The sequence below is a fragment of the Streptomyces sp. NPDC005263 genome, from assembly GCF_042872365.1.
GTDB lineage: Bacteria > Actinomycetota > Actinomycetes > Streptomycetales > Streptomycetaceae > Streptomyces.
The window spans coordinates 767,557-788,089 of sequence record NZ_JBIAKJ010000003.1 but is presented as its reverse complement, the minus strand read 5'-3'; the positions used below and the strand labels follow the sequence as shown (position 1 = coordinate 788,089).

Below are 20,533 nucleotides of genomic sequence, written 5' to 3'. Positions count from 1 at the left end.
AGCCTATCGGCCCGCGGTGACATCCTCGTCGTGCGGTTCCTCACCCCCGGGCTCCTCCAGAAGGATCCGTTCCAGCGCCGCGCGGTCCGGCAGCCCCTCGGGCCGCACGACCTCGCCGCTGCGCACGTACAGGAAGGCCGCCGTGACCGACTCCGGGGGGATGCCCTGCTGCTCGGCCCAGGCGAGCCGGTACACCGCGAGCTGGAGCGGGTCGGCGGTGTGGCCGCGGTTGGTCTTCCAGTCCACGATGTCGTACGTCGTCTCGTCACCGTCGCCCGACTTGTAGACGGCGTCGATCCGGCCCCGGACCACGCGGCCGGCGAGGGTGAGCTGGAAAGGCGCCTCCACGCGGTAGGGCGTGCGCTGGGCGTAGTCGGTGCGCTCGAAGGCGTCCTTGAGGATTTCCAGGTCGTGTTCGTCGGCGATCTCAGCCTCGCTTCCGGGCAGGTCCTCCGGTTCCAGCATGGGCAGCGTGAGCGCCTCGAAGCGGGACTCGACCCAGGCGTGAAAGCGGGTGCCGCGGCGGGCGGCGGGCTGCGGCGGACGGGGCATGGGGCGGGCCAGCTCCTGTGCGAAACCGTCCGGATCCTCGGCGAGACGCAGCAGCTGGGACGCGGTGAGCGAGGCGGGCAGGGGGACGTCGGTGACGCCGTGCCGGGCACGCAGGAGTTCGCCGGTGAGGGCGTCGAGGTCGCGGTCCCAGGAGGCGATGGTGCGGGCCTCCTCCGGGGTGAGGCGCGAGTGGTCGGAGTCCGCTTCCGTGGGGTGGGGGCGTGCGGGTTCCGGGCGGGGCTGCCGCGGGGTGTCCGGGGCGCCCGCCTGGTGCGGGACGGTCGGGCGGGCGGCGGTCCAGGAGTCCCAGTCGGCCGGATCCTCCTCGCCGAGCGGGCCCTCCTCGGCGTAAGGGCCGTCGTCGTAGGGGCCCTCCTCGAAGGCAGTCTCGTGGTCCGGTGGTGCGGGCCAGTCCGGGTCGTCGTAGGTGTCCGGGTCGTGGGTGGCCGCCGGGTGGCCGTCCGGGTGGGAGGCGAGGTGCTCCAGGTGGGCCAGTACGGTCTCGGCGGCGGCCCGACGCCTGGTCAGGGCGGCCTCGTCCAGTGGCAGGGGCCACACCTGGTCGGCGGACACCTGGTGCAGGACGGGGTTCTCCGCGTCCTCGTCGGGCTCTTCCGCCCAGACCTCGATCTCGCCGTTCCCGTCCGCGCAGTGCTGGTACAGGGCACTCAGGAAGTCGGAGGGTCCCCGCCGCTTCTTCTGGGTCGGGCCCCACCAGTGGCCGGAGCCGAGGAGGAGGGAGCGGGGGCGGGTGAAGGTGACATAGCCGAGGCGGAGTTCCTCGGTGTGCTGGTGCTCCCTCATGGCCTCCTGGAAGGCCTTCAGTCCCCGTGAGTCCCAGGACGCGAGGTCGGGGAGGGTGTCGGCGTCGCCGCGCAGTTCGTGCGGCAGCACCTTGCCCTGGGAGGTCCACTTCTCACGGCCCTGGCTGCTGGGGAAGGTACCGGTGACCAGACCCGGGACGGCGACGACGTCCCACTCCAGGCCCTTGGACTTGTGCGCGGTGAGCACCTTCACGGTGTTCTCGCCGCCGGGCAGCGCGTTGTCCAGGCCCTTCTCGTACTGGGCGGCGGTGCGCAGGAAGCCGAGAAAGGCCAGCAGGGTCGCCTCGCCGTCGCCGGCGGCGAAGGAGGCGGCGACGTCCAGGAAGTTCGACAGGGTCTCTCGTCGGCGGGCCGCCAGGGCGTGCGGGGACGCCGACAGCTCCACCTCCAGACCGGTGACCGCCAGGACGCGGTGCAGGACGTCCATGAGCGGGTCGGCCAGGGAGCGGCGCAGGTCGCGCAGTTCCGTGGCCAGGCGCGCGAACCGGACGCGCGCGTCCGGGGAGAAGGGCAGGCCGTCGTCGTCCCCGTGCCCGTCGAACGGCGTCTCCAGGAACGTGTCGAGGGCATCGGCGAGCGATATCACCTCGGCCGGGTCGACTCCCTCGACGGCGGCGGCGAGCCGGCGGTCCGGGTCGTCCTCGCCGTCCACCCGCGCGTGCGACACCAGGAGCCGGGCGCGCCGTCCCAGCAGGGCGAGGTCGCGCGGGCCGATCCGCCAGCGCGGGCCGGTCAGCAGACGGACGAGGGAGGCGTTGGCTCCGGGGTCCTGGAGGACCTCGCAGACGGCGACCAGGTCGGCGATCTCGGGCAGGTGCAGCAGCCCGGACAGGCCGACGACCTCGACGGGGACGTCCCGGGCGACGAGCGCGCCCTGGATCTCGGCGAAGTCGGTGGCCGTACGGCACAGGACGGCGATCTCCCCGGGTGCCTTGCCGGTGTTCACCAGGTGCGCGATCGAGTCGGCGAGCCAGTCGATCTCCTCGGCGTGGGTGGGCAGCAGGGCGCAGCGGACGATGCCGTCACGTTCGGCGCCGGGGGCCGGGCGGAGTGCCTCCACGCCCGCGTGCATGGCGCGCAGGGGCTCCGCGAGGTCGTTGGCGAGGTCCAGGAGCCGTCCGCCGCTGCGGCGGTTCTCGCTGAGCGCCTGTCGGACGGCCGGGCGGCCGTCGGCGTGGGCGAAGTGCTCGGGAAAGTCGTCGAGGTTGGCGACGGAGGCCCCGCGCCAGCCGTAGATGGCCTGGCAGGGGTCGCCGACCGCGGTGACGGGGTGTCCGGTGCCGCTGCCGAACAGGCCTGCGAGCAGGATGCGCTGGGCCACGGACGTGTCCTGGTACTCGTCGAGGAGCACCACCCGGAATTCGTCGCGCAGGACGCGGCCCACGTCGGGGATCCGGGCGAGCCCCGCGGACAGGGCGATCTGGTCGCCGAAGTCCAGCAGGTCACGTTCCCGTTTGGCGGCGCGGTAGCGGACCACCAGGTCGGCGAGTTCACGGCGGGCGGCGGCCGTCTCGGGCACCTTGCGCAGATCGGCGTTGGTGAGCTTGACGCCCTCCAGGGTGCGCAGCAGGTCGGCGTCGTAGGCGCGCAGGTCCTCGGGTCGTACGAGGTGCTCGGCGAGTTCGGCGTCCAGTGCGAGGAGGTCGCTGACCAGGTCGGCGAAGGAGCGGGTGAGCGCCGGGTAGGGGCCTGGGGCCTCGCGCAGGACGCGCGCGGCGAGTTGGTAGCGGGTGGCGTCGGCGAGCAGGCGGGAGGTGGGTTCCAGCCCGATGCGCAGGCCGTGGTCGGTCAGCAGGCGGCCCGCGAAGGCGTGGTACGTCGAAATCACCGGCTCGCCCGGCGGGTTGTCCGGGTCGATGACGTCCGGATCGGTGACACCGGCCCTGACCAGTGCCTTGCGGACCCGCTCGGCGAGTTCACCGGCGGCCTTGTTGGTGAACGTAAGGCCGAGCACCTGTTCGGGGGCCACTTGGCCGGTTCCGACCAGCCACACCACACGTGCCGCCATCACCGTGGTCTTGCCCGAACCGGCACCGGCCACGATCACCTGCGGGGCGGGCGGCGCGATGATGCAGGCCGTCTGCTCCGGGGTGAACGGGATGCCGAGGAGCTCCTTGAGCTGGTCGGGATCGGTGATACGGGCGGGCATGACGGAGAGGCTAGTGGCGGGCACTGACAGTGGAGACCACATCCCCGTCGGGGCGGGCCGAGGCGCAGGTCAGCGCCTGTCGTGCGGTGCATCACAGCGAACTCGCGTCCGTAGCCGCGTCACTCGACCACGTGGCGCCCCTCGGGCCGCGCGCTGCAGGACGCCCGGAACGCGCAGTGCGTGCAGTGCTGGCCCGTGCTCGGCGTGAACCGTTCGTCGAGGACCTTGCCGGCCGCCGTGGCCAGCAGGTCGCCGACCCACTCCCCCGCGGCCCCTTCGAGGGGTTCCTGGGCCTGCACCTTGGGCATGGCCTCGCCGCCGTCCCGTTGGGCGGCGGCCTGGCGCAGTTGGACGAGTTCGGCGCCGCCCGCTTCGGGGCGCAGGCCGTCGAAGGCGTCGTCCACGGCGCCCTCGCGGACGGCGAGTTGGTAGACGGCGAGTTGGGGGTGGCGCTCCACTTCCTTGGCGCTGGGCGTGTGTTTGCCGGTCTTGAAGTCGACGACGTAGGCACGGCCGTCGCCGTCGGCCTCCACGCGGTCCAACTGGCCGCGGATACGGACCTCGTAGTCGCCCGCTTCGAGGGTGACGTCGAAGTCGTGCTCGCTCGCCACCGGGGTCCGTCCGGTGCGGTCCATGACGTGCCAGCGCAGGAAGCGTTCGAGCGCCACGCGCGCGTTGTCCTTCTCCTGGGCCGACTTCCACGGCGCGTCGAAGGCCAGCGCGTTCCATACGGAGTCGAGGCGTTCCATGAGGACGGAGAGGTCGGCCGGGGTGCGCCCGGAGGCGACCTCGTCGGCGAGGACGTGCACCACGTTGCCGAAACCCTGGGCGGCCGTCGCGGGCGCGTCGGCCTTCACCTCACGGCCCAGGAACCACTGCAGGGCGCAGGTGTTGGCGAGCTGGTCCAGGGCGCTGCCGGAGAGCACCACGGGCTGGTCGCGGTTGCGCAGCGGCACCTTGCTCTCGGTCGGCTCGAACATGCCCCACCAGCGGTAGGGGTGGGCGGACGGCACCAACGGGCGGCCGTCCTCGTCGGACAGTGCGGCGAGCCGGGCCAGTCGGCGGGCTGCGGCCTGCCGGAGGGTGTCGGACACGCGCGGGTCGACCGTGGTGGCGCGCAGTTCGGCGACGAGTGCGGCGACGGACAGCGGGCGGCGGGGGCGGCCCGTGACGTCCCTGGGTTCGACGCCGAGTTCGGTCAGGAAGCGGGAGGGCTGGTCGCCGTCGTCCGCGGGCGCCTTCACCGCGGTGACGACGAGACGCTCCCGCGCGCGGGTGGCGGCCACGTAGAACAGGCGTCGCTCCTCGGCGAGCAGCGCACCCGGGGTGAGGGGTTCGGCGAGGCCGTCGCGGCCGATGCGGTCGGCCTCCAGGAGGGAGCCGCGGCGGCGCAGGTCCGGCCACAGGCCATCCTGGACGCCCGCGACGACCACCAGGCGCCACTCCAGGCCCTTGGAGCGGTGCGCGGTCATCAGACGGACGGCGTCCGGGCGTACGGCACGTCGGGTGAGGGTGTCGGCGGCGATGTCCTCGGCGTCGATCTCCTCGAGGAAGTTCAGGGCGCCCCGGCCGCCGGTGCGCTCCTCCGCGCGGGCCGCGGTCGCGAACAGCGCGCACACGGCGTCCAGGTCCCGGTCGGCGTTGCGTCCGGCGGCGCCGCCGCGGCGGGCGGCCCGTTCCAGACGCGTGGGCCACGGGGTGCCCTGCCACAGGTCCCACAGCGCCTCCTCGGCCGTGCCGCCACCCGCGAGGCGCTCGCGGGCCTTTTGCAGCAGCGCGCCGAGCCGCTGCGCACCGCGCGCGTACGCCGGGTCGTGGACGGCCAGTCGCTCCGGTTCGGCCAGCGCCCGCGCGAGCAGTTCGTCCGAGGGCGGCGGCAGGGCGTTGCCCGCGGCCCGCTCCTCGTCGCGCAGGGCACGCCCGAGGCGGCGCAGATCGGCGGCGTCCATGCTCGCGAGAGGGGACGTGAGCAGCGTCAGGGCGGTCTCGGTGTCGAGCCAGCAGGCGTCCGACCCCGGTTCGGCGGAAGGCGGCACCCCACCCGCCGGGGCCGACGTCTCCGCCGCTTCCACCGTGGCCACCGCCCGCAGTGCCGTCAGCAGCGGTGCCACCGCCGGTTCGTGCCGCAGCGGGAGGTCGTCACCGTCGATGTCCAGGGGAACACCGGCCGCGGTCAGGGCGCGGCGGACCGTGGGGAGCGTGCGGGCTCCGGCGCGCACCAGGACGGCCATCTCGCTCCACGGGACACCGTCCTCCAGGTGTGCCCTGCGGAGGATGTCGGCGACGTTGTCCAGCTCGGTTCCGGGGGTCGGGTACGTGTGGACCTCGACGGTGCCGCCCTCCCGTACCGGAGTGAGCTCCCGGTGGGCGCGTGCCTTGTCGGCGGGAAGCCGGGTCAGCGGCATGCGCTGCGTCAGCAGCCGGGTCGCGCCCAGCAGGGTGGCGCCGGAGCGGCGGGAGGTGCGCAGCACTTCCACCGGTGCGGGGCGGCCGTCCGCGCGCGGGAAGTCCCGGGGGAACTCCAGGATGCCGTTCACGTCCGCGCCCCTGAACGCGTAGATCGACTGGTCGGGGTCGCCGAACGCGACCAGGGTGCGGCCGCCGCCGGCGAGGGCGTGGAGCAGCCGTACCTGTGCCGGGTCGGTGTCCTGGTACTCGTCGACGAGGACGGCGTCGTACTGGGCGGCGAGCCGTGCGGCGACCTCGGGCCGGCGGGCGAGGAGGACTGCGCGGTGGACCAGTTCGGCGTAGTCGAGGACGCCCTGGAGGTCGAGCACGTCGAGGTACTCGGCGAGGAAGGCGGCCGCCGCGCGCCAGTCGGGGCGGCCGATACGGCGGGCGAAGGCGTCCAGCGCGCCGGGGTCCAGGCCCAGTTCGCGGGTGCGCGCGAGGACCGCGCGGACCTCGTCGGCGAAGCCACGGGTGGTCAGACAGGCGCGCAGTTCGTCCGGCCAGCGCACGTGCGCGAGGCCGAGCCGTTCCAGGTCGGGCTGGCCGGAAAGCAGTTCCCGGACGGCGACGTCCTGCTCGGGGCCGGACAGCAGCCGCAGCGGCTCGACGAACAGGTCGGTGTCCTGGTGGGCGCGGACCAGGGCGTAGCAGAACGAGTGGAAGGTGGTCGCCTGGGGTGCGCGGGCGGCTCCGATGCGCAGCGCCATGCGGTCGCGCAGTTCGACGGCGGCCTTACGGCTGAACGTCAGCACCAGGATGCGCGCCGGGTCCCCTCCTCGGGCGATCCGTGCCGCCACCGACTCGACGAGGGTGGTGGTCTTGCCGGTGCCCGGACCTGCGAGGACGAGCAGCGGGCCGGTCCGGTGGTCAACCACGGAGCGTTGTGCGGCGTCAAGACGAGGGGGATCGACCCGGGCCGGCGGGGTACGGACAAGTCGGTAAGCACCACGGTTCCCCTGTCGCACCTGGGTGTGCGACAGGCGCCTGGTGGAGGAAGAGGAGCTCACGTGGTTCGCCGGTCCTGGTGGGTGTGCTGTGGGAAGGACCGCCGCGCGCGGCGGGCGGTAGGCCTGGGGGTGAGAGGTGCGCGCGCGGCCGACGCTACGCCGACGAGCGGTGCGGAAGCAGGACTTCCCCTTCTTCCCTCGGGGAACTCGCGACCCGTACGCCCCTCGCCCCTCGAACGTACGTCATGCCACGGACGTGCCCGGTTTCCCCCGTACGGGCCCCAGGGTGTCCCTGGGCCGGTCCGATGGCGGAAGCTGTCAGGTGTGACCCTCCGTGTGTTCACCGCCGTCCCATCGGGCCCGTCTCACGTCGACCCGTGGCAGATGGCCCTCGGCGGTTCGGCTCGCCTGCTTCAGGGGGGTGCCCTCCTCGCGGTACCGGGACAGCGCCTCCACTTCATGGCCCGGGATCAGGACACCGTCCGCGCGGACGACACGCCACCACGGAACGGCTCCTCCATAGAGGGACATGACCCGGCCGACCTGACGGGGGCCGCCGGCCTCCAGCCACTCGGCGATGTCGCCGTAGGTCATCACGTGCCCGGGCGGGATGCGTTCGGCGACGTCGAGGACCCGCTCGGCGTACTCCGGCAACGCGTCCGCGTACTCCGCGCGGATGTCGTGCGGAAGGCTCTCCTCGCTCATCCCACCCATCCTGCCCCACCCCACCGACAGGGTGACCCCCGCGTGACCGTGCGTATTCCTCGCTCCGGGCCGGCCCTTCGGGCAGACTGTGCGCCCCACATGTGCACCCTGACGCCCGTGACTGTCGGTGGGGCATGCCACCATCGTGCGGGCGGTGACTGGTGATACGAGACCAAGAAGAGGCGATGGAGCAGCAGGGCGTGCATCCCGACGACGCGGAGAGCACCTCTGACACCTCGTCGCGCCCGGACAGCGGCGACGCGGTCGAGAAGGACACCGGAAAGGTCGAGAAGAACCCCGGAAAGAAGGCGGCGGGGCAGCCCGAGCCCGACGTCGAGGAGCCTGAAGAGGTGCGTGCCGACGAGGTCGAGGGAGACGAACCGCTGCTCCCCGCGCGCGTGCACCGGCCCTCCGACCTCATGCGGCTCCTCATCGGCGTACTGGCCGTCGTCATGCTGCTGGCGATCGCCGCGTTCGCGCACGGCACCACCTCGGGTCTCGAACAGGACATCAACAAGGGCACCGGACAGGCGCCCGACCTGCTCATCAAGATCGCGGGACTCGCCTCCAGCATCGCGATCCTGCTGGTCCCGGTCGCGTTCGCGATCGAGCGGCTGATCAAGCGTGACGGGCTGCGGATCGCCGACGGCGTCCTCGCGGCGGTCCTGGCACACGGGGTGACCCTCGCCACGGACCTGTGGGTCGCCAAAGCCGCCCCCGACTCCATCCAGGAGGCGCTCACCCAGCCCTCCCCCGGCGACATCCACGCCCTGACCGATCCGGTGCACGGCTATCTGGCCCCCGTCATCGCCTACATGACGGCGGTCGGCATGTCACGCAGACCGCGCTGGCGGGCCGTGCTGTGGATCGTGCTGACGCTCGACGCGTTCTCGATGCTCGTCACCGGCTACACCACGCCGTTCTCGATCATCCTGACCGTGCTGATCGGCTGGACCGTGGCCTACGGAACGCTGTACGCGGTCGGCTCCCCCAACGTCCGCCCGACCGGTCGGACCCTGATGGCGGGCCTCAGAACCGTCGGTTTCCGCCCGGTGAGCGCGGCCCGTGAGGAGGTTCCGGACACCCCGGAGACCGGCGACCGCGGCCGACGGTACTTCGTCACCCTGGAGGACGGCCCGCCACTGGACGTGACGGTGGTCGACCGGGAACAGCAGGCCCAGGGCTTCTTCTACCGTGCCTGGCGCAACCTGACACTGCGCGGCTTCGCCACCCGCAGCAGCCTGCCGTCGCTGCGGCAGGCACTGGAGCAGGAGGCGCTGCTCGCGTACGCGGCCATCGCGGCCGGCGCCAACGCGCCCAAGCTGATCGCCACCTCCGAGCTGGGCCCCGACGCGGTGATACTCGTCTACGAGCACACCGGCGGCCGCACCCTGGACTCCCTCACGGACGAGGAGATCACCGACGATCTGCTGCGCGACACCTGGCTCCAGGTGCAGGCGCTGCAGTCCCGGCGTATCGCACACCGCAGGCTCGTCGGTGACGCGATCCTGGTGGATCGTTCCGGCACGGTGATCCTCACCGACCTGCGCGTCGGCGAGATCGCGGCGGGCGACCTGCTGCTGCGGATGGACGTCTCCCAGCTGCTGGTGACGCTCGGCCTGCGGGTGGGCGCCGAGCGCGCGGTGGCCGCGGCGCTGAGTGTTCTCGGGCCCGACGCCGTCGCCGACTGCCTGCCGATGCTGCAGCCCATCGCACTGAGCCGCTCCACGCGTGCGACGCTGCGAAGAATGGCCAGGGACCGGGCCGAGCGCGAACGCGAGGCGGTCCTCGACGCGTCCCGGCAGGCCAAGCATGCCCGCCTGGAGTCGGCGGCGGACGACACCGCACCCGTACTCGAGAAGCCCGACAAGAAGGCCGTGCGTGCGGAGGCCAGGGCCGAGAAGCGGGCCATCGACGAGGCCGTGGAAGAGGCGCGGGAGGAGGATCTGCTCACCCAGATCCGCCACCAGGTGCTGCTGATCCGGCCGCAGGCACCGGTCGAACCGGCCCGACTGGAGCGGGTGCGGCCGCGCACGCTGATCAGTTTCATCGCCGGCGCCATCGGCGCGTACTTCCTGCTCACGCAGCTCACCCACATCGAGTTGGGCCCGCTGGTGGCCAACGCGGAGTGGGGCTGGGTCGCCGCGGCCGTGCTGTTCTCGGCGGCGAGCTACTTCGCGGCGGCGATGGCGCTGCTGGGCTTCGTGCCGGAGCGGGTGACCTTCCTGCGGACCGTCGCGGCGCAGGTCGCGGGGTCGTTCGTGAAGATCGTCGCACCGGCCGCGGTGGGCGGTGTCGCCCTGAACACGCGCTTCCTGCAGCGCGCGGGAGTGCGGCCGGGGCTCGCGGTGGCGAGTGTCGGCGCGTCGCAGCTGTTCGGGCTCGGCTGCCACATCCTGATGCTGCTGTCCTTCGGCTATCTCACCGGCACCGAGAAGACCCCGTCGCTGTCACCGTCCCGGACGGTCATCGCGGGTCTGCTGACGGTCGCGGTGCTCGTGCTGGTCGTGACCTCGGTTCCGTTCCTGCGGAAGTTCGTCGCCACGCGCGTGAGGTCGCTGTTCGCGGGTGTGGTGCCGCGCATGCTCGATGTGCTCCAGCGGCCGCAGAAGCTGGTCACCGGCATCGGCGGCATGCTGCTGCTGACCGCCTGCTTCGTGATGTGCCTGGACGCCTCGATCCGGGCGTTCGGCGACCAGACGACCTCGCTGAGCATCGCCAGCGTCGCGGTCGTCTTCCTCGCGGGCAACGCCCTGGGGTCCGCCGCGCCGACCCCGGGCGGTGTGGGCGCGGTGGAGGCGACCCTGACGGTCGGTCTGATCGCCATCGGTCTGCCCAAGGAGGTCGCCGCGCCGGCGGTGCTGTTGTTCCGGCTGTTGACCCTGTGGCTGCCGGTGCTGCCGGGGTGGCTTGCCTTCAACCATCTGACCCGCAAGGGCGCGCTGTAGGGAGCGCCGCGGTACTTCTTCCAGCCCGCGCCCCGAGCGGTCCCCCGGCGACGACGCCAAGATGGGACCATGCCCGCTTCCTCCCGGCTGCGCACCACCGCCCTCACCGCCACCGCCCTGCTGCTGGCCTCCGTGCTGGCCGGCTGCGGCGACGACTCCCGGAACGAGGACCTTCCGACGCAGAAGCTGAGCTGGGGGGACTGCCCGGCGCCGTCCGCGGCAGAGGGCGGCGGTGACGCCCCGCCTCCGCTGCCGGACGGCGACCCGTGGCAGTGCGCCACTCTGAAGGCCCCTCTCGACTGGGACAAGCCCGACGGGGGCACGATCGACCTCGCGCTGATCCGGGCGCAGGCGAGCGGCGCCGCGCGTGAACGGATCGGTTCACTCGTCTTCAACTTCGGCGGTCCCGGCGGCTCCGGAGTCACCGCCCTGCCCTCCTTCGGTGAGGACTACGCGCGCCTGCGCACGCGCTACGACCTGGTGAGTTTCGACCCGCGCGGCGTCGGCCGCAGCGCCCCCGTGGAATGCGAGAACGACGCCCAGCTCGACGCGTACTTCCAGCAGGACGCCACCCCCGACGACCGGGCCGAACGCACCGCGCTGCTGGACAACACCAAGGAGTTCAATGCCGCCTGCGAGGAGAACTCCAAGAAGGTGCTGCCGCACGTGCGCACCACCGACGCGGCCCGCGACATGAACCTGATGCGCCAGGTCCTCGGCGACGACAAGTTGTACTACTTCGGCATCTCCTACGGCACCGAACTCGGCGGCGTGTACGCGCACCTGTTCCCGAAAAAGGTCGGCCGTGCGGTGTTCGACGCGGTCGTCGACCCCACCCAGAACGCCGAACAGGGCTCGCTCGGGCAGGCCGAGGGCTTCCAGCTGGCCCTCGACAACTTCGCCGAGGCCTGCGTGTCGAAGCCCGAGGGCTGCCCCGTCGGCGACAGCGCGCGGAACGTCGAGGACCGCATCGCCGCGCTGCTCAAGAGCCTCGACAGCAAGCCCATCCCCGGTATCCCCCCGCGTGTCCTGACCCAGACCGACGCGACCAACGGCATCGCGCAGGCGCTGTACTCGAAGGACTTCTGGGAGTACCTCACCGAAGGGCTTGAACAGGCGTACGACGGGAACGGTCAGATCCTGATGGGGCTGTCCGACTCGTTGAACGGCCGCAACCAGAACGGCGAGTACAGCAACCTCGCCGCCGCCAACATCTCCATCAACTGCGCGGACGACCAGCCGCGCTACACCGCGGACTACGTCGTGCGGAAACTGCCCGAGTTCCGGGCCGCCTCGCCGTTGCTCGGTGACTTCCTCGCCTGGGGCCTGGTCAGCTGCACCGACTGGGCCGTGCGGGGCGCGGCCGACCATCCCGACGTGAGTGCGCCCGGGTCCGCGCCGATCCTCGTCGTGGGCAACACGGGTGACCCGGCCACGCCGTACGAGGGTGCGCGGAGGATGGTGTCGGCCCTCGGCAAGGGCGTCGGCGTGGAGCTGACGTACAAGGGGCAGGGGCACGGGGCGTACGACAGCAAGAACAAGTGCGTGCAGGACGCCGTGAACGGCTACCTGCTGGACGGGACGGTTCCGACAGCCGGAACGGTCTGCTCCTGACGTCGCCCGCTGCGTCACCGCCAACCGACGGAGGACCAGGGGACGACCGGGGGACGGCCGGCGGGCCGACCGACGGACGGACGGCCCACGGACGACCCACGGACAGCGAGCCCAAATTCAGTGATAGCCGCAGGTCAGGGCGTTATCCACAGGCCCCGCGGTCATCTCGTGATCCGCCTACCATGGCGGGAAAGCCATCCGCGGCACAGAGTGGAAGGCCTGCGAGGGGGGACGCGATGAGGAGTTTCGCACGGTGGACGGCTCTGGGTGCCGCCGTCGCCCTGCTGGTGACGGGATGCGGCGGCTCGTCGGGAGGCGACAGGGGCGGAGGGAGGACCGACCGAGCCCAGCCGACGTCCGGCCCGTCCGGATCGGCCGGCGATCTGCCCTCCGCGCTGACCTCGCAGAGACTCGACTGGGGACGCTGCAAGGCCACCCCGGACTCCACCCCGCCGGGCAGCGACTGGCAGTGCGCGACGCTCAAGGCGCCACTGGACTGGTCGAAGCCGGACGGCGACACGATCGGGCTGGCCCTCATCCGCACCAAGGCCCGGGAGAAGAACCGCATCGGCTCCCTGCTGTTCAACTTCGGAGGCCCCGGCAGCTCCGGCGTCTCCACCATGCCGGCCTACGCCGCCGCCGTCTCCCCGCTCCGCGAGCGTTACGACCTGGTCAGCTGGGACCCGCGCGGGGTGGCCGCGAGCGAGGGCGTCCGCTGCCGCGGCGACCGGCAGATCCAGGCGGCCGAGGCGGTGGACATCACCCCGGACACCCCCACCGAGGAGAAGGCGTACCTCCAGGACTCCACCGACTTCGGGAAGGGCTGCCAGAAGGACGCCGGCGAGCTGATGGCGCACGTCTCGACCACCGACACCGCCCGCGACATGGACCTGATGAGGCAGGTCCTCGGCGACAGGAAGACGCACTACTTCGGCATCTCCTACGGGACCGCGCTCGGCGGGGTGTACGCGCATCTCTTCCCGCAGAACGTGGGCCGGCTGGTCCTCGACGCGGTCAGCGACCCGAGCGCCGACATGGTGGGCCACCGGAAGAACCAGGCCCGCGGCTTCCAGCGGGCGCTGAACGACTACCTCAAGTCGACCGGCCAGGACCCCGAGCAGGGGTCGCGGAAGATCGCGGCCCTGCTGAAGCGGCTCGACGCGAACCCACTGCCGACGTCGTCGGAGCGGAAGCTGACGCAGGCGCTCGCCTATCTCGGCGTCATCCTGCCGCTGTACAGCGAGGACAGCTGGCCCACCCTGACCAGCGCGCTGGACACCGCGCGGCGGGGGGACGGTTCGGAGCTGCTGGCGCTCGCCGACGACTACAACGAGCGTGACCCCGCGGGCCGCTACGGCACGGGGGCCCATGCGCAACGAGTCATATCGTGCCTGGACGACAAGCAGCGGCCGACGGTCGAGGAGACGAGGAGACTGCTGCCGGAGTTCGAGAAGATCTCTCCCGTCTTCGGGCCCTTCCTGGGCTGGGACACGGCCGGCTGGTGCCACGACTGGCCGGTGGCCGGCCAGTACGAGACGCCGGAGGTGAGCGCTCCCGGAGCGGCGCCGATCCTGGTGGTCGGCAACACCGGCGACCCGGCGACGCCGTACGAGGGCACCGGGAGGATGGCCGCCGAACTGGGCGAGGACGTGGGCGTGGTGCTCACCTGGAAGGGCGAGGGCCACGGGTCGTACGGCAGCGGGAGCGACTGCGTGGACTCCACGGTGAACGCGTATCTGCTGGCCGGCACCGTACCGAGGGACGGCAAGGTCTGCTCATGACGGCGGCGGGGGCTTCGGGCACCCGCGGTACCCGAAGCCCCCGCCGTCATCCGACTGGGACGAGCCGAAGCTCAGTAGACCGGCTTGTCGGGCTCGATCTGGTTGACCCAACCGATCACACCGCCGCCGACGTGTACGGCGTCGGAGAAGCCCGCGGACTTCAGGACCGCGAGGACTTCCGCACTGCGGACACCCGTCTTGCAGTGCAGGACGATCTTCTTGTCCTGCGGGAGGGACTCCAGGGCGGTGCCCATGAGGAACTCGTTCTTCGGGATCAGCTTGGCGCCCGGGATGGAGACGATCTCGTACTCGTTGATCTCGCGGACGTCGATGATCTCGATGTTCTCGCCGTCGTCGATCCACTCCTTGAGCTGCTTGGGAGTGATCGTCGAACCGGCCGCCGCCTCCTGGGCCTCCTCGGAGACGACGCCGCAGAAGGCCTCGTAGTCGATGAGTTCGGTGACGGTCGGGTTCTCGCCGCACACCGCGCAGTCCGGGTCCTTGCGGACCTTGACCTGGCGGTACTGCATCTCCAGGGCGTCGTAGATCATCAGGCGGCCGACCAGCGGCTCACCGATGCCGGCGAGGAGCTTGATGGCCTCGTTGACCTGAATGGAGCCGATGGACGCGCACAGCACGCCCAGGACGCCGCCCTCGGCGCAGGAGGGGACCATGCCCGGCGGCGGGGGCTCGGGGTAGAGGCAGCGGTAGCAGGGGCCGTGCTCGGACCAGAAGACCGAGGCCTGGCCGTCGAAGCGGTAGATCGAGCCCCATACGTACGGCTTGTTGAGCAGCACGCAGGCGTCGTTGACCAGGTAGCGGGTCGCGAAGTTGTCCGTGCCGTCGACGATCAGGTCGTACTGGCTGAAGATGTCCATCACGTTCTCGGCCTCAAGCCGCTCTTCGTGAAGGACCACGTTCACATAGGGGTTGATGCCGAGGACGGAGTCACGCGCGGACTCGGCCTTGGAGCGGCCGATGTCGGCCTGGCTGTGGATGATCTGGCGCTGCAGGTTCGACTCGTCGACCTCGTCGAACTCCACGATGCCGAGCGTGCCCACGCCTGCCGCGGCCAGGTACATCAGGGCCGGCGAGCCCAGGCCGCCGGCGCCCACACAGAGCACCTTGGCGTTCTTCAGCCGCTTCTGCCCGTCCATCCCGACGTCGGGGATGATCAGGTGGCGGGAGTACCTGCGGACCTCGTCTACGGTGAGCTCGGAAGCGGGCTCGACCAGGGGTGGCAGCGACACGGGGACTCCGTTGGTCGGTCAATCACTACAGTTGTTCTCCTGGTAACAGTGCCATGGGCTTCTTCATTCCGAGACACCCGTTCCGATGCGCGAGACGACGTCGTCCCAGTAGCCGGGCATGGTCTCCCACGGGTCGCTACGGCCGAAACGGTCCGTGCGGTCGGTGAAGTAGACGGTCGCGGCGCCCTGCCAGCGGGCGATGCGCAGGGCCTCGTCGAGGTGGCCGCGTGGGACACCGTGGACGAAGTGGCAGAAGCGCTCGGGCGAGTGGTCGGCGGTCCACTCGGCCACCTGCGACCAGCGGTAGTCGCTCCACGAGCCGGAGAACGTGACCAGTTGGTCGGCGGTCTCGACGTAGCCGGGGTACGGGTGGGTGCCGTGGCCGAGGACGATGTGCGCTCGGTCACTGATCGCTCGGAGCGTGGTGACCGTCCGGCGGACCGCGGGAAGGGCGACCCGTTCGGTCGGGCAGCGGCCCAGCAGGAAGCCGTCCACCCGGTACCAGTCGAGGTAGCGGTGCGCGTCGGAGATCATCTCCCCGAAGGCACGGGCCCCGTAGGTGGCGTCGAGATGACCGAGGACCCGGATCCCCGCGTCGCGCAGCCGGCCGGCCGCCTCCAGGCAGTGCTGGTCGGGGCGGGTCCCGGGACCGTGGCCGGTGATGTTCAGGACGACCCAGTGCAGCGGGGTGCCGGGGCGGAGGAGTTCGGCCCATTCCGCCGGGGCGACGAGGGGGTGGGCGAAGCCCGGGATACCGAGGGCGGTGCGCAGGTCGGTGCTCGCCGTGCCGGGGGTACCGCCGGTCAGATGCGGCATGCCGCCTCCATCCAGATGTCGGCCAGGGATTCCTCCAGGTTGATCCGCGGGCGCCATCCGAGCCGGTCGCGTGCGGTGCGCACGTCGGCCTGCTGCCAGGTGCCGCAGCCGTCCGGGTACGGGTACGCGACCGGGGCCGCGTGGTCCGGCTCGGTGCGGGGGTGTCCGATGGTCGCCCTGAGGTGGCTGCCGGGAGGCCCGTCGAGTTCCTGGAGGGAACCGCCGTATCCGGCGACGCGCGCGAGGATCGCGGCGGCGTCACGCAGCCGGACGGCGCGGCCGGAGCCGATGTTGATGACGCCCTGCGCGGCGGAGAGCGAGGCGGCGTGCACGGCGCGGGCGACGTCGCGTACGTCGACGAAGTCCCGCTGGGCGCCGAGGCCGCCGAGTTTGAGCTCGCCGTCGCCGGACTGCATGGCGCGCCGCATGGCCTCGGCGAGCCGGCCGAGCGGGGAGCCGGCGGGGGTCCCGGGGCCGGCCGGGGAGAACACCCGCAGGACCACGGCGTCCAGGCCCGAGCCGAGGACGAGTTCGGTGGCGGCGAGCTTGCTGACGCCGTACGGCCCACCGGGGCGGGGGACGGCGTCCTCGGCGGTGGAGGAACCGGGCTGGCTGGGCCCGTACTCGGCGCCGCAGCCGATCTGCACGAGGCGGGCGCCGCAGCCGCTGCGCCGCAGCGCCTCGCAGACGGTGGCGACGGCGACGGTGTTGTGGCGGGTGAGGTCGCGCGCGCCGCCCCGGGTGGCTCCGGCGCAGTTGACGACGACTCCGGGGTGGACCGCGTCGAGGAAACGGGTGAGGGCGCCGGGGCTGCCGGTCGCCAGGTCGAAGCGGACGTCGGCGTCGTCGCCACGGCCGAGGGCGGTGAGCTGGACGGCCGGGTCGGCGAGCAGGCGGTCGGCGACGAAGCGGCCGAGGTAGCCGTTGGCTCCGATCAGCAGAACTCTCATCGGGCTGCTCCCGGGGCCGAGGCGTCGGGTCGGGAGGTGATCATGTGATGGTCTCCTTCGAGAAGGGGCGGTGCGGGTGCGGGTGCCTGCGGCGTTGGGGCCTGGCACCGGCGCAGGCCCGCGCGCTCGGGCGCGGTCGCGGGTGCTTGTGGCGCCGGGCCGGGGGTCCTGTGGCCTGCTGTGCGGGTGAGTGCGGGTGAGTGCTGGTGCGGGTCTTGCCGGGCGGGCGTGCGGGGCGGCGGCAGTCGGCAGGCGGCGGTACCTCGCGCGGCGGTCGTGGCTGCGGTAATGGCTGCGGTCACAGGTGCGGTCATGGCTGCTCACCGGGGTGGGCGTGGGCCGACGCTCGGGTCAGCGTGCGCAGCGCGTGGACCAGGAGGGTCAGGGCGCCCAGACCGCAGGTGAGGGTCGGGACGGCGCCCGGTCCCCAGGCGTCGGTGATCGTCTGGACGGGGACGGTCAGGAGGTCGCAGCCGGGCAGGCGGGCCGCGAAGACGGTGGCCAGGGCCGCTGCCTGAGAGGCCGCCGTGACCGCGAGGACGGTCTTCGGGGCGTGGGTGAAGCGGTGGACGCTGAGGAGGCGGGCGAGGAGCAGGAGGGCACCCAGGGTGAGGGTCTGGGCGTAGGGGGGTGATTCGTCGAGGGCCGGGCCGGCTCCGGCCAGGAGGGCGGTGAGGGCGACGAGGAACAGGGCGAACGTGCCGAGCAGGAGTGGGCGTACGGAGGCGGCGAAGTCCTCCAGCCCTCGGCTGGCGGTCAGTCTGCGGCCGACCCGGACGGCGAACAGGTGGGCGCTCCAGGCGGCGGGTGCGCAGGCCCAGGCGAGGGCGAGGGCGGGCGCCGTGGCGAGGGGCCAGGGGGAGTTCGCGGTGCCGCCGGGGAGGCCGTCGGGGCCGCCGGCCAATGCCGCGCCGAGCAGCCCGTCGCCGAGGACGGCGTAGGCCACGAGCCAGGACGTCCAGGCGCCGGTGGCGCTCCGCTGGGCGCGGCCCCTCGTGCCGAGCGGGCCGCGGCCCAGCGCGGCCCGCACTCCGAGGGCCACGGCGAGAACGCCCACGGCGGCGATGGTCAGGCGGGCTCGTCCGTGGGTGAGGTGCAGGCCGACCACTGTGCCCGTGCAGAGGGCGCCGGGAAGGAGGGTGAGCAGTAGCGGGCCGGCGCCGGCCCGCGGGGCGTCGCCCGATGTCGGGTTCGAGGGCGTTTCGCCGTCGCGGGAGACGCGGGCGTACATCTCCTCGGCGAGGGAGAAGACGTCACGGTGACGGAAGCGGGCCGCGGTGCGGTCCGTGACGCCGTGCGCCTCCAGGCCCGCCGCGATCTCCAGGGGGTCCACGGCACGTTCGCACAGTTCGCGGTGGCGGTGCATCAGGGCCTTCACCGGGTCCGCCGCGCCCGCCCGGCGGGCGGCGGGGACGGTCGGGCGGGCTCCGGGGACTTCGACACCGCCGGTGGCCCCGGCAACGAGCCCGGCCCCCGCCTCGGGGTCGGCGTCCGACGCCAAGTCCGGGTCGGCCGACCCGTGCACGGACCGTTCCACCGAGTCCGTCTCCGTCTCCCCCGCCTCCGTCTCCTCCGAGTCCGCCTCTCTCTCCCCCGAGTCCGCCTCCGTCGTGATCGGATTCCGCGACCGCGGCTCCCACGGCCCGGCGCCACTCGGGCTCCCGGGGCGGTCCAACTCACCGAGTCCGCTCATCACGCTCCCTCCCCCGCGGCGATCGGCGCGGTGGCCTGTCCCTGCTGTTCCGTCGCCCAGCCGGGTCCGCCGCGAGCCACCACACGTGCGCCTCGGTCGGTCCAGCTGCCGGGGACGTGGGACTCGGCGGGCGCGGCGAACGGCAGGGGCTCACCGGTCTCGTCGAGGACGACGTGCCGGACCGGGTTGCGCGAGACGATCTCCAGGTAAATGCCGTGAAATGCCGTGATGTTCTGCTCGACGGTGAACAGTTCCAACGCACGGGCGCGCGCGGCGGCACCCAGGCGGGCACGGCGCTCGGGGTCACGCAGCAGCGCCAGGCACGCGTCGGCGAGCGCCCGCGGATTGCGCGGGGGCACCACCAGCCCGGTGCCCCCGATGACCTCCACGACCGCGCCGACATCGGTGGAGACCGTCGCGCGACCGCAGAACATGGCCTCGATCAGACTGACGGGGAAACCCTCGACCACGCTGGACAGGACGGCCACACAGCCCGCGGCGTACGCGTCGGCGAGGGTCGGCAGGTCCGGGCCGCCTGGCTCCTCGAAGGACACCGGATTGTCGCCGACGGCGTGCGGCCCGTCGGCCTCGTCCGGGAAGAGCTGCGCGGCCAGCACCTTGCAGTGCTCGAGATAGGCGGCACCCTCAGGGCTCGCGGCGGTGCCGACGATCCGCAGCCGGGTCTCGGGCTCCTCCTTGCGGACCTCGGCGAAGGCGTGCAGCAGCGACACCAGGTCCTTGGTCGGCTCCACCCGGCCCACCCACAGGACGGTGTCGGGGGCGGCGCACTCCGACGACTCTCCGACCTCCGTGAAGTCGGAGGCGTCCATGCCCGGGTAGACCGTGCGGAGCTTGTCGCGGTCCGCGCCGCAACGCTCCTGCCAGCGCCGGGCGTGCGTGTTGCCGGGCGTGACGATCGCGGCCCGCCCGTAGGCCTCGGTGGCGAGCCTGCCGTGGAAGGCGGTGAGCAGGGCCCGTACGCCGGGGGCGGCCTCCGTGGCGGCCAGGTAGTGGGTGCGCAACCGCACGCCGTACTCGGTCACCACCAGCGGCACCCCGGCGAAGTGGCGTGCGAGCAGCCCGGGCAGGGCCGCGGGGCCGCCGGACGCCGCGTGGCACAGGTCGACGGAGCCGAGACCGTCGTCCGCGTACCAGTCGAGCGAAAGGGGGCGCAGGGCGCGTTCCAGATGCCCGGCGACGGCGAGCAGTTCGGGTACGCGCGCCTCACGCGCCGCGCGAGGTGCGCCGGGCGCACGACAGGCGCGTTCGAGGGCGCGCACGGCTGCCTCGGAACGGAGTGCTCCCGCCAGTCCGCCGTGCTCGCGGGCGAGTTCGGCGAGCCCGTACAGCCCGCTGGCGAAACGGTCCGCCTCAGCGGCGGACGGCTCCTCGGACACCTCAGCCGGGCCCCCGTGACACAACGAGGCCGCCAACTCGCCGTAGCACTCGGCGAACCGCCGGCGTGCGCGCCGTCCGTACACCACCCCGTCGTCCTCCGCGGTCCACAGCGGTGCCGTACGCACCCTGCTGACCTGCGGCGGCAGCGGGACCCAGCCCTCGTCCTCCTGGCGTTCGCTGCGACTGAGCGCGTAGATGTCGAACTCGTGCTGCTCGAGCCCGCGCACGAGCCGGTCGCACCAGAGCCTGGCATCACCGCTCACATACGGATAGCCACCCTCCGTAAGCAGTCCGATGCGCACGAGCGCACCCCCGATCTCCCGTATGGAGAGCCGCCGTTGGCCCGGCGGCTCGCAGCGGGACGAACGTATGCGGACAAGGCGGTGGGGGGGGGGGGGGGGGGGGGGGGGGGGGCCCCCGGCGGCCCCTCGCGCGGTAGTAATAACTGGGGGGGA

Annotated in this window: 11 protein-coding genes; 3 read left to right on the top strand and 8 right to left on the bottom strand. The window is 72.5% G+C overall.

The features are described 5' to 3' along the window. Nucleotides 1-3: 3 nt before the first annotated feature. The 3 genes from ACFYRY_RS17240 to ACFYRY_RS17230 form a co-directional block, all read right to left on the bottom strand. The gene (locus ACFYRY_RS17240) at nt 4-3,525 is read right to left on the bottom strand and encodes a UvrD-helicase domain-containing protein (RefSeq protein WP_389145538.1); all 3,522 of its coding nucleotides are present in this window, start codon (nt 3,523-3,525) and stop codon (nt 4-6) included. Between the two features lie 119 nt (nt 3,526-3,644). Beyond that, entirely contained in the window at nt 3,645-6,983 is a 3,339-nt protein-coding gene (locus ACFYRY_RS17235) for an ATP-dependent helicase (RefSeq protein ID WP_389145535.1), read from the bottom strand. A gap of 258 nt (nt 6,984-7,241) precedes the next feature. Beyond that, nucleotides 7,242-7,628: an MGMT family protein gene (locus ACFYRY_RS17230; RefSeq protein ID WP_389145532.1), complete on the bottom strand. Its 387-nt coding sequence runs from the start codon at nt 7,626-7,628 to the stop codon at nt 7,242-7,244. A gap of 185 nt (nt 7,629-7,813) precedes the next feature. Between ACFYRY_RS17230 and ACFYRY_RS17225 the strand changes: the two genes are divergently transcribed. The 3 genes from ACFYRY_RS17225 to ACFYRY_RS17215 all read left to right on the top strand — a co-directional run bounded on the left by ACFYRY_RS17225 (nt 7,814) and on the right by ACFYRY_RS17215 (nt 13,971). After that, nucleotides 7,814-10,576, top strand: coding sequence for a lysylphosphatidylglycerol synthase domain-containing protein (locus ACFYRY_RS17225; protein ID WP_389145528.1), 2,763 nt, complete (start codon nt 7,814-7,816; stop codon nt 10,574-10,576). A gap of 69 nt (nt 10,577-10,645) precedes the next feature. Then, nucleotides 10,646-12,190 carry an alpha/beta hydrolase gene (locus ACFYRY_RS17220; protein WP_389145525.1) on the top strand — a complete coding sequence of 515 codons (1,545 nt, stop codon included), beginning with the start codon at nt 10,646-10,648 and terminating at the stop codon, nt 12,188-12,190. Between the two features lie 236 nt (nt 12,191-12,426). Continuing rightward, nucleotides 12,427-13,971, top strand: a complete 1,545-nt coding sequence (locus ACFYRY_RS17215; protein ID WP_389145522.1) for an alpha/beta hydrolase — start codon at nt 12,427-12,429, stop codon at nt 13,969-13,971. 71 nt (nt 13,972-14,042) lie between these two features. On the opposite strand, the gene moeZ is transcribed toward ACFYRY_RS17215, so the two are convergent. The 5 genes from moeZ to ACFYRY_RS17190 all read right to left on the bottom strand — a co-directional run bounded on the left by moeZ (nt 14,043) and on the right by ACFYRY_RS17190 (nt 20,380). Next, complete coding sequence (moeZ, locus tag ACFYRY_RS17210; protein ID WP_356763471.1) at nt 14,043-15,221, bottom strand: adenylyltransferase/sulfurtransferase MoeZ; 1,179 nt, start codon at nt 15,219-15,221, stop codon at nt 14,043-14,045. Between the two features lie 63 nt (nt 15,222-15,284). Next, complete coding sequence (locus tag ACFYRY_RS17205; protein ID WP_389145519.1) at nt 15,285-16,037, bottom strand: spherulation-specific family 4 protein; 753 nt, start codon at nt 16,035-16,037, stop codon at nt 15,285-15,287. After that, the gene (locus ACFYRY_RS17200; RefSeq protein WP_389145516.1) at nt 16,025-16,987 is read right to left on the bottom strand and encodes an NAD-dependent epimerase/dehydratase family protein; all 963 of its coding nucleotides are present in this window, start codon (nt 16,985-16,987) and stop codon (nt 16,025-16,027) included. Before ACFYRY_RS17200 ends, ACFYRY_RS17205 begins: the two co-directional genes overlap by 13 nt. Before the next feature lie 310 nt (nt 16,988-17,297). Beyond that, the gene (locus tag ACFYRY_RS17195) at nt 17,298-18,680 is read right to left on the bottom strand and encodes a hypothetical protein (RefSeq protein WP_389145513.1); all 1,383 of its coding nucleotides are present in this window, start codon (nt 18,678-18,680) and stop codon (nt 17,298-17,300) included. Then, nucleotides 18,680-20,380 (bottom strand): DUF3492 domain-containing protein, encoded by a 1,701-nt coding sequence (locus ACFYRY_RS17190; RefSeq protein ID WP_389145510.1) that lies wholly within the window; start codon nt 20,378-20,380, stop codon nt 18,680-18,682. The genes ACFYRY_RS17195 and ACFYRY_RS17190 overlap by 1 nt, the downstream gene beginning before the upstream one ends. Nucleotides 20,381-20,533: the final 153 nt, after the last annotated feature.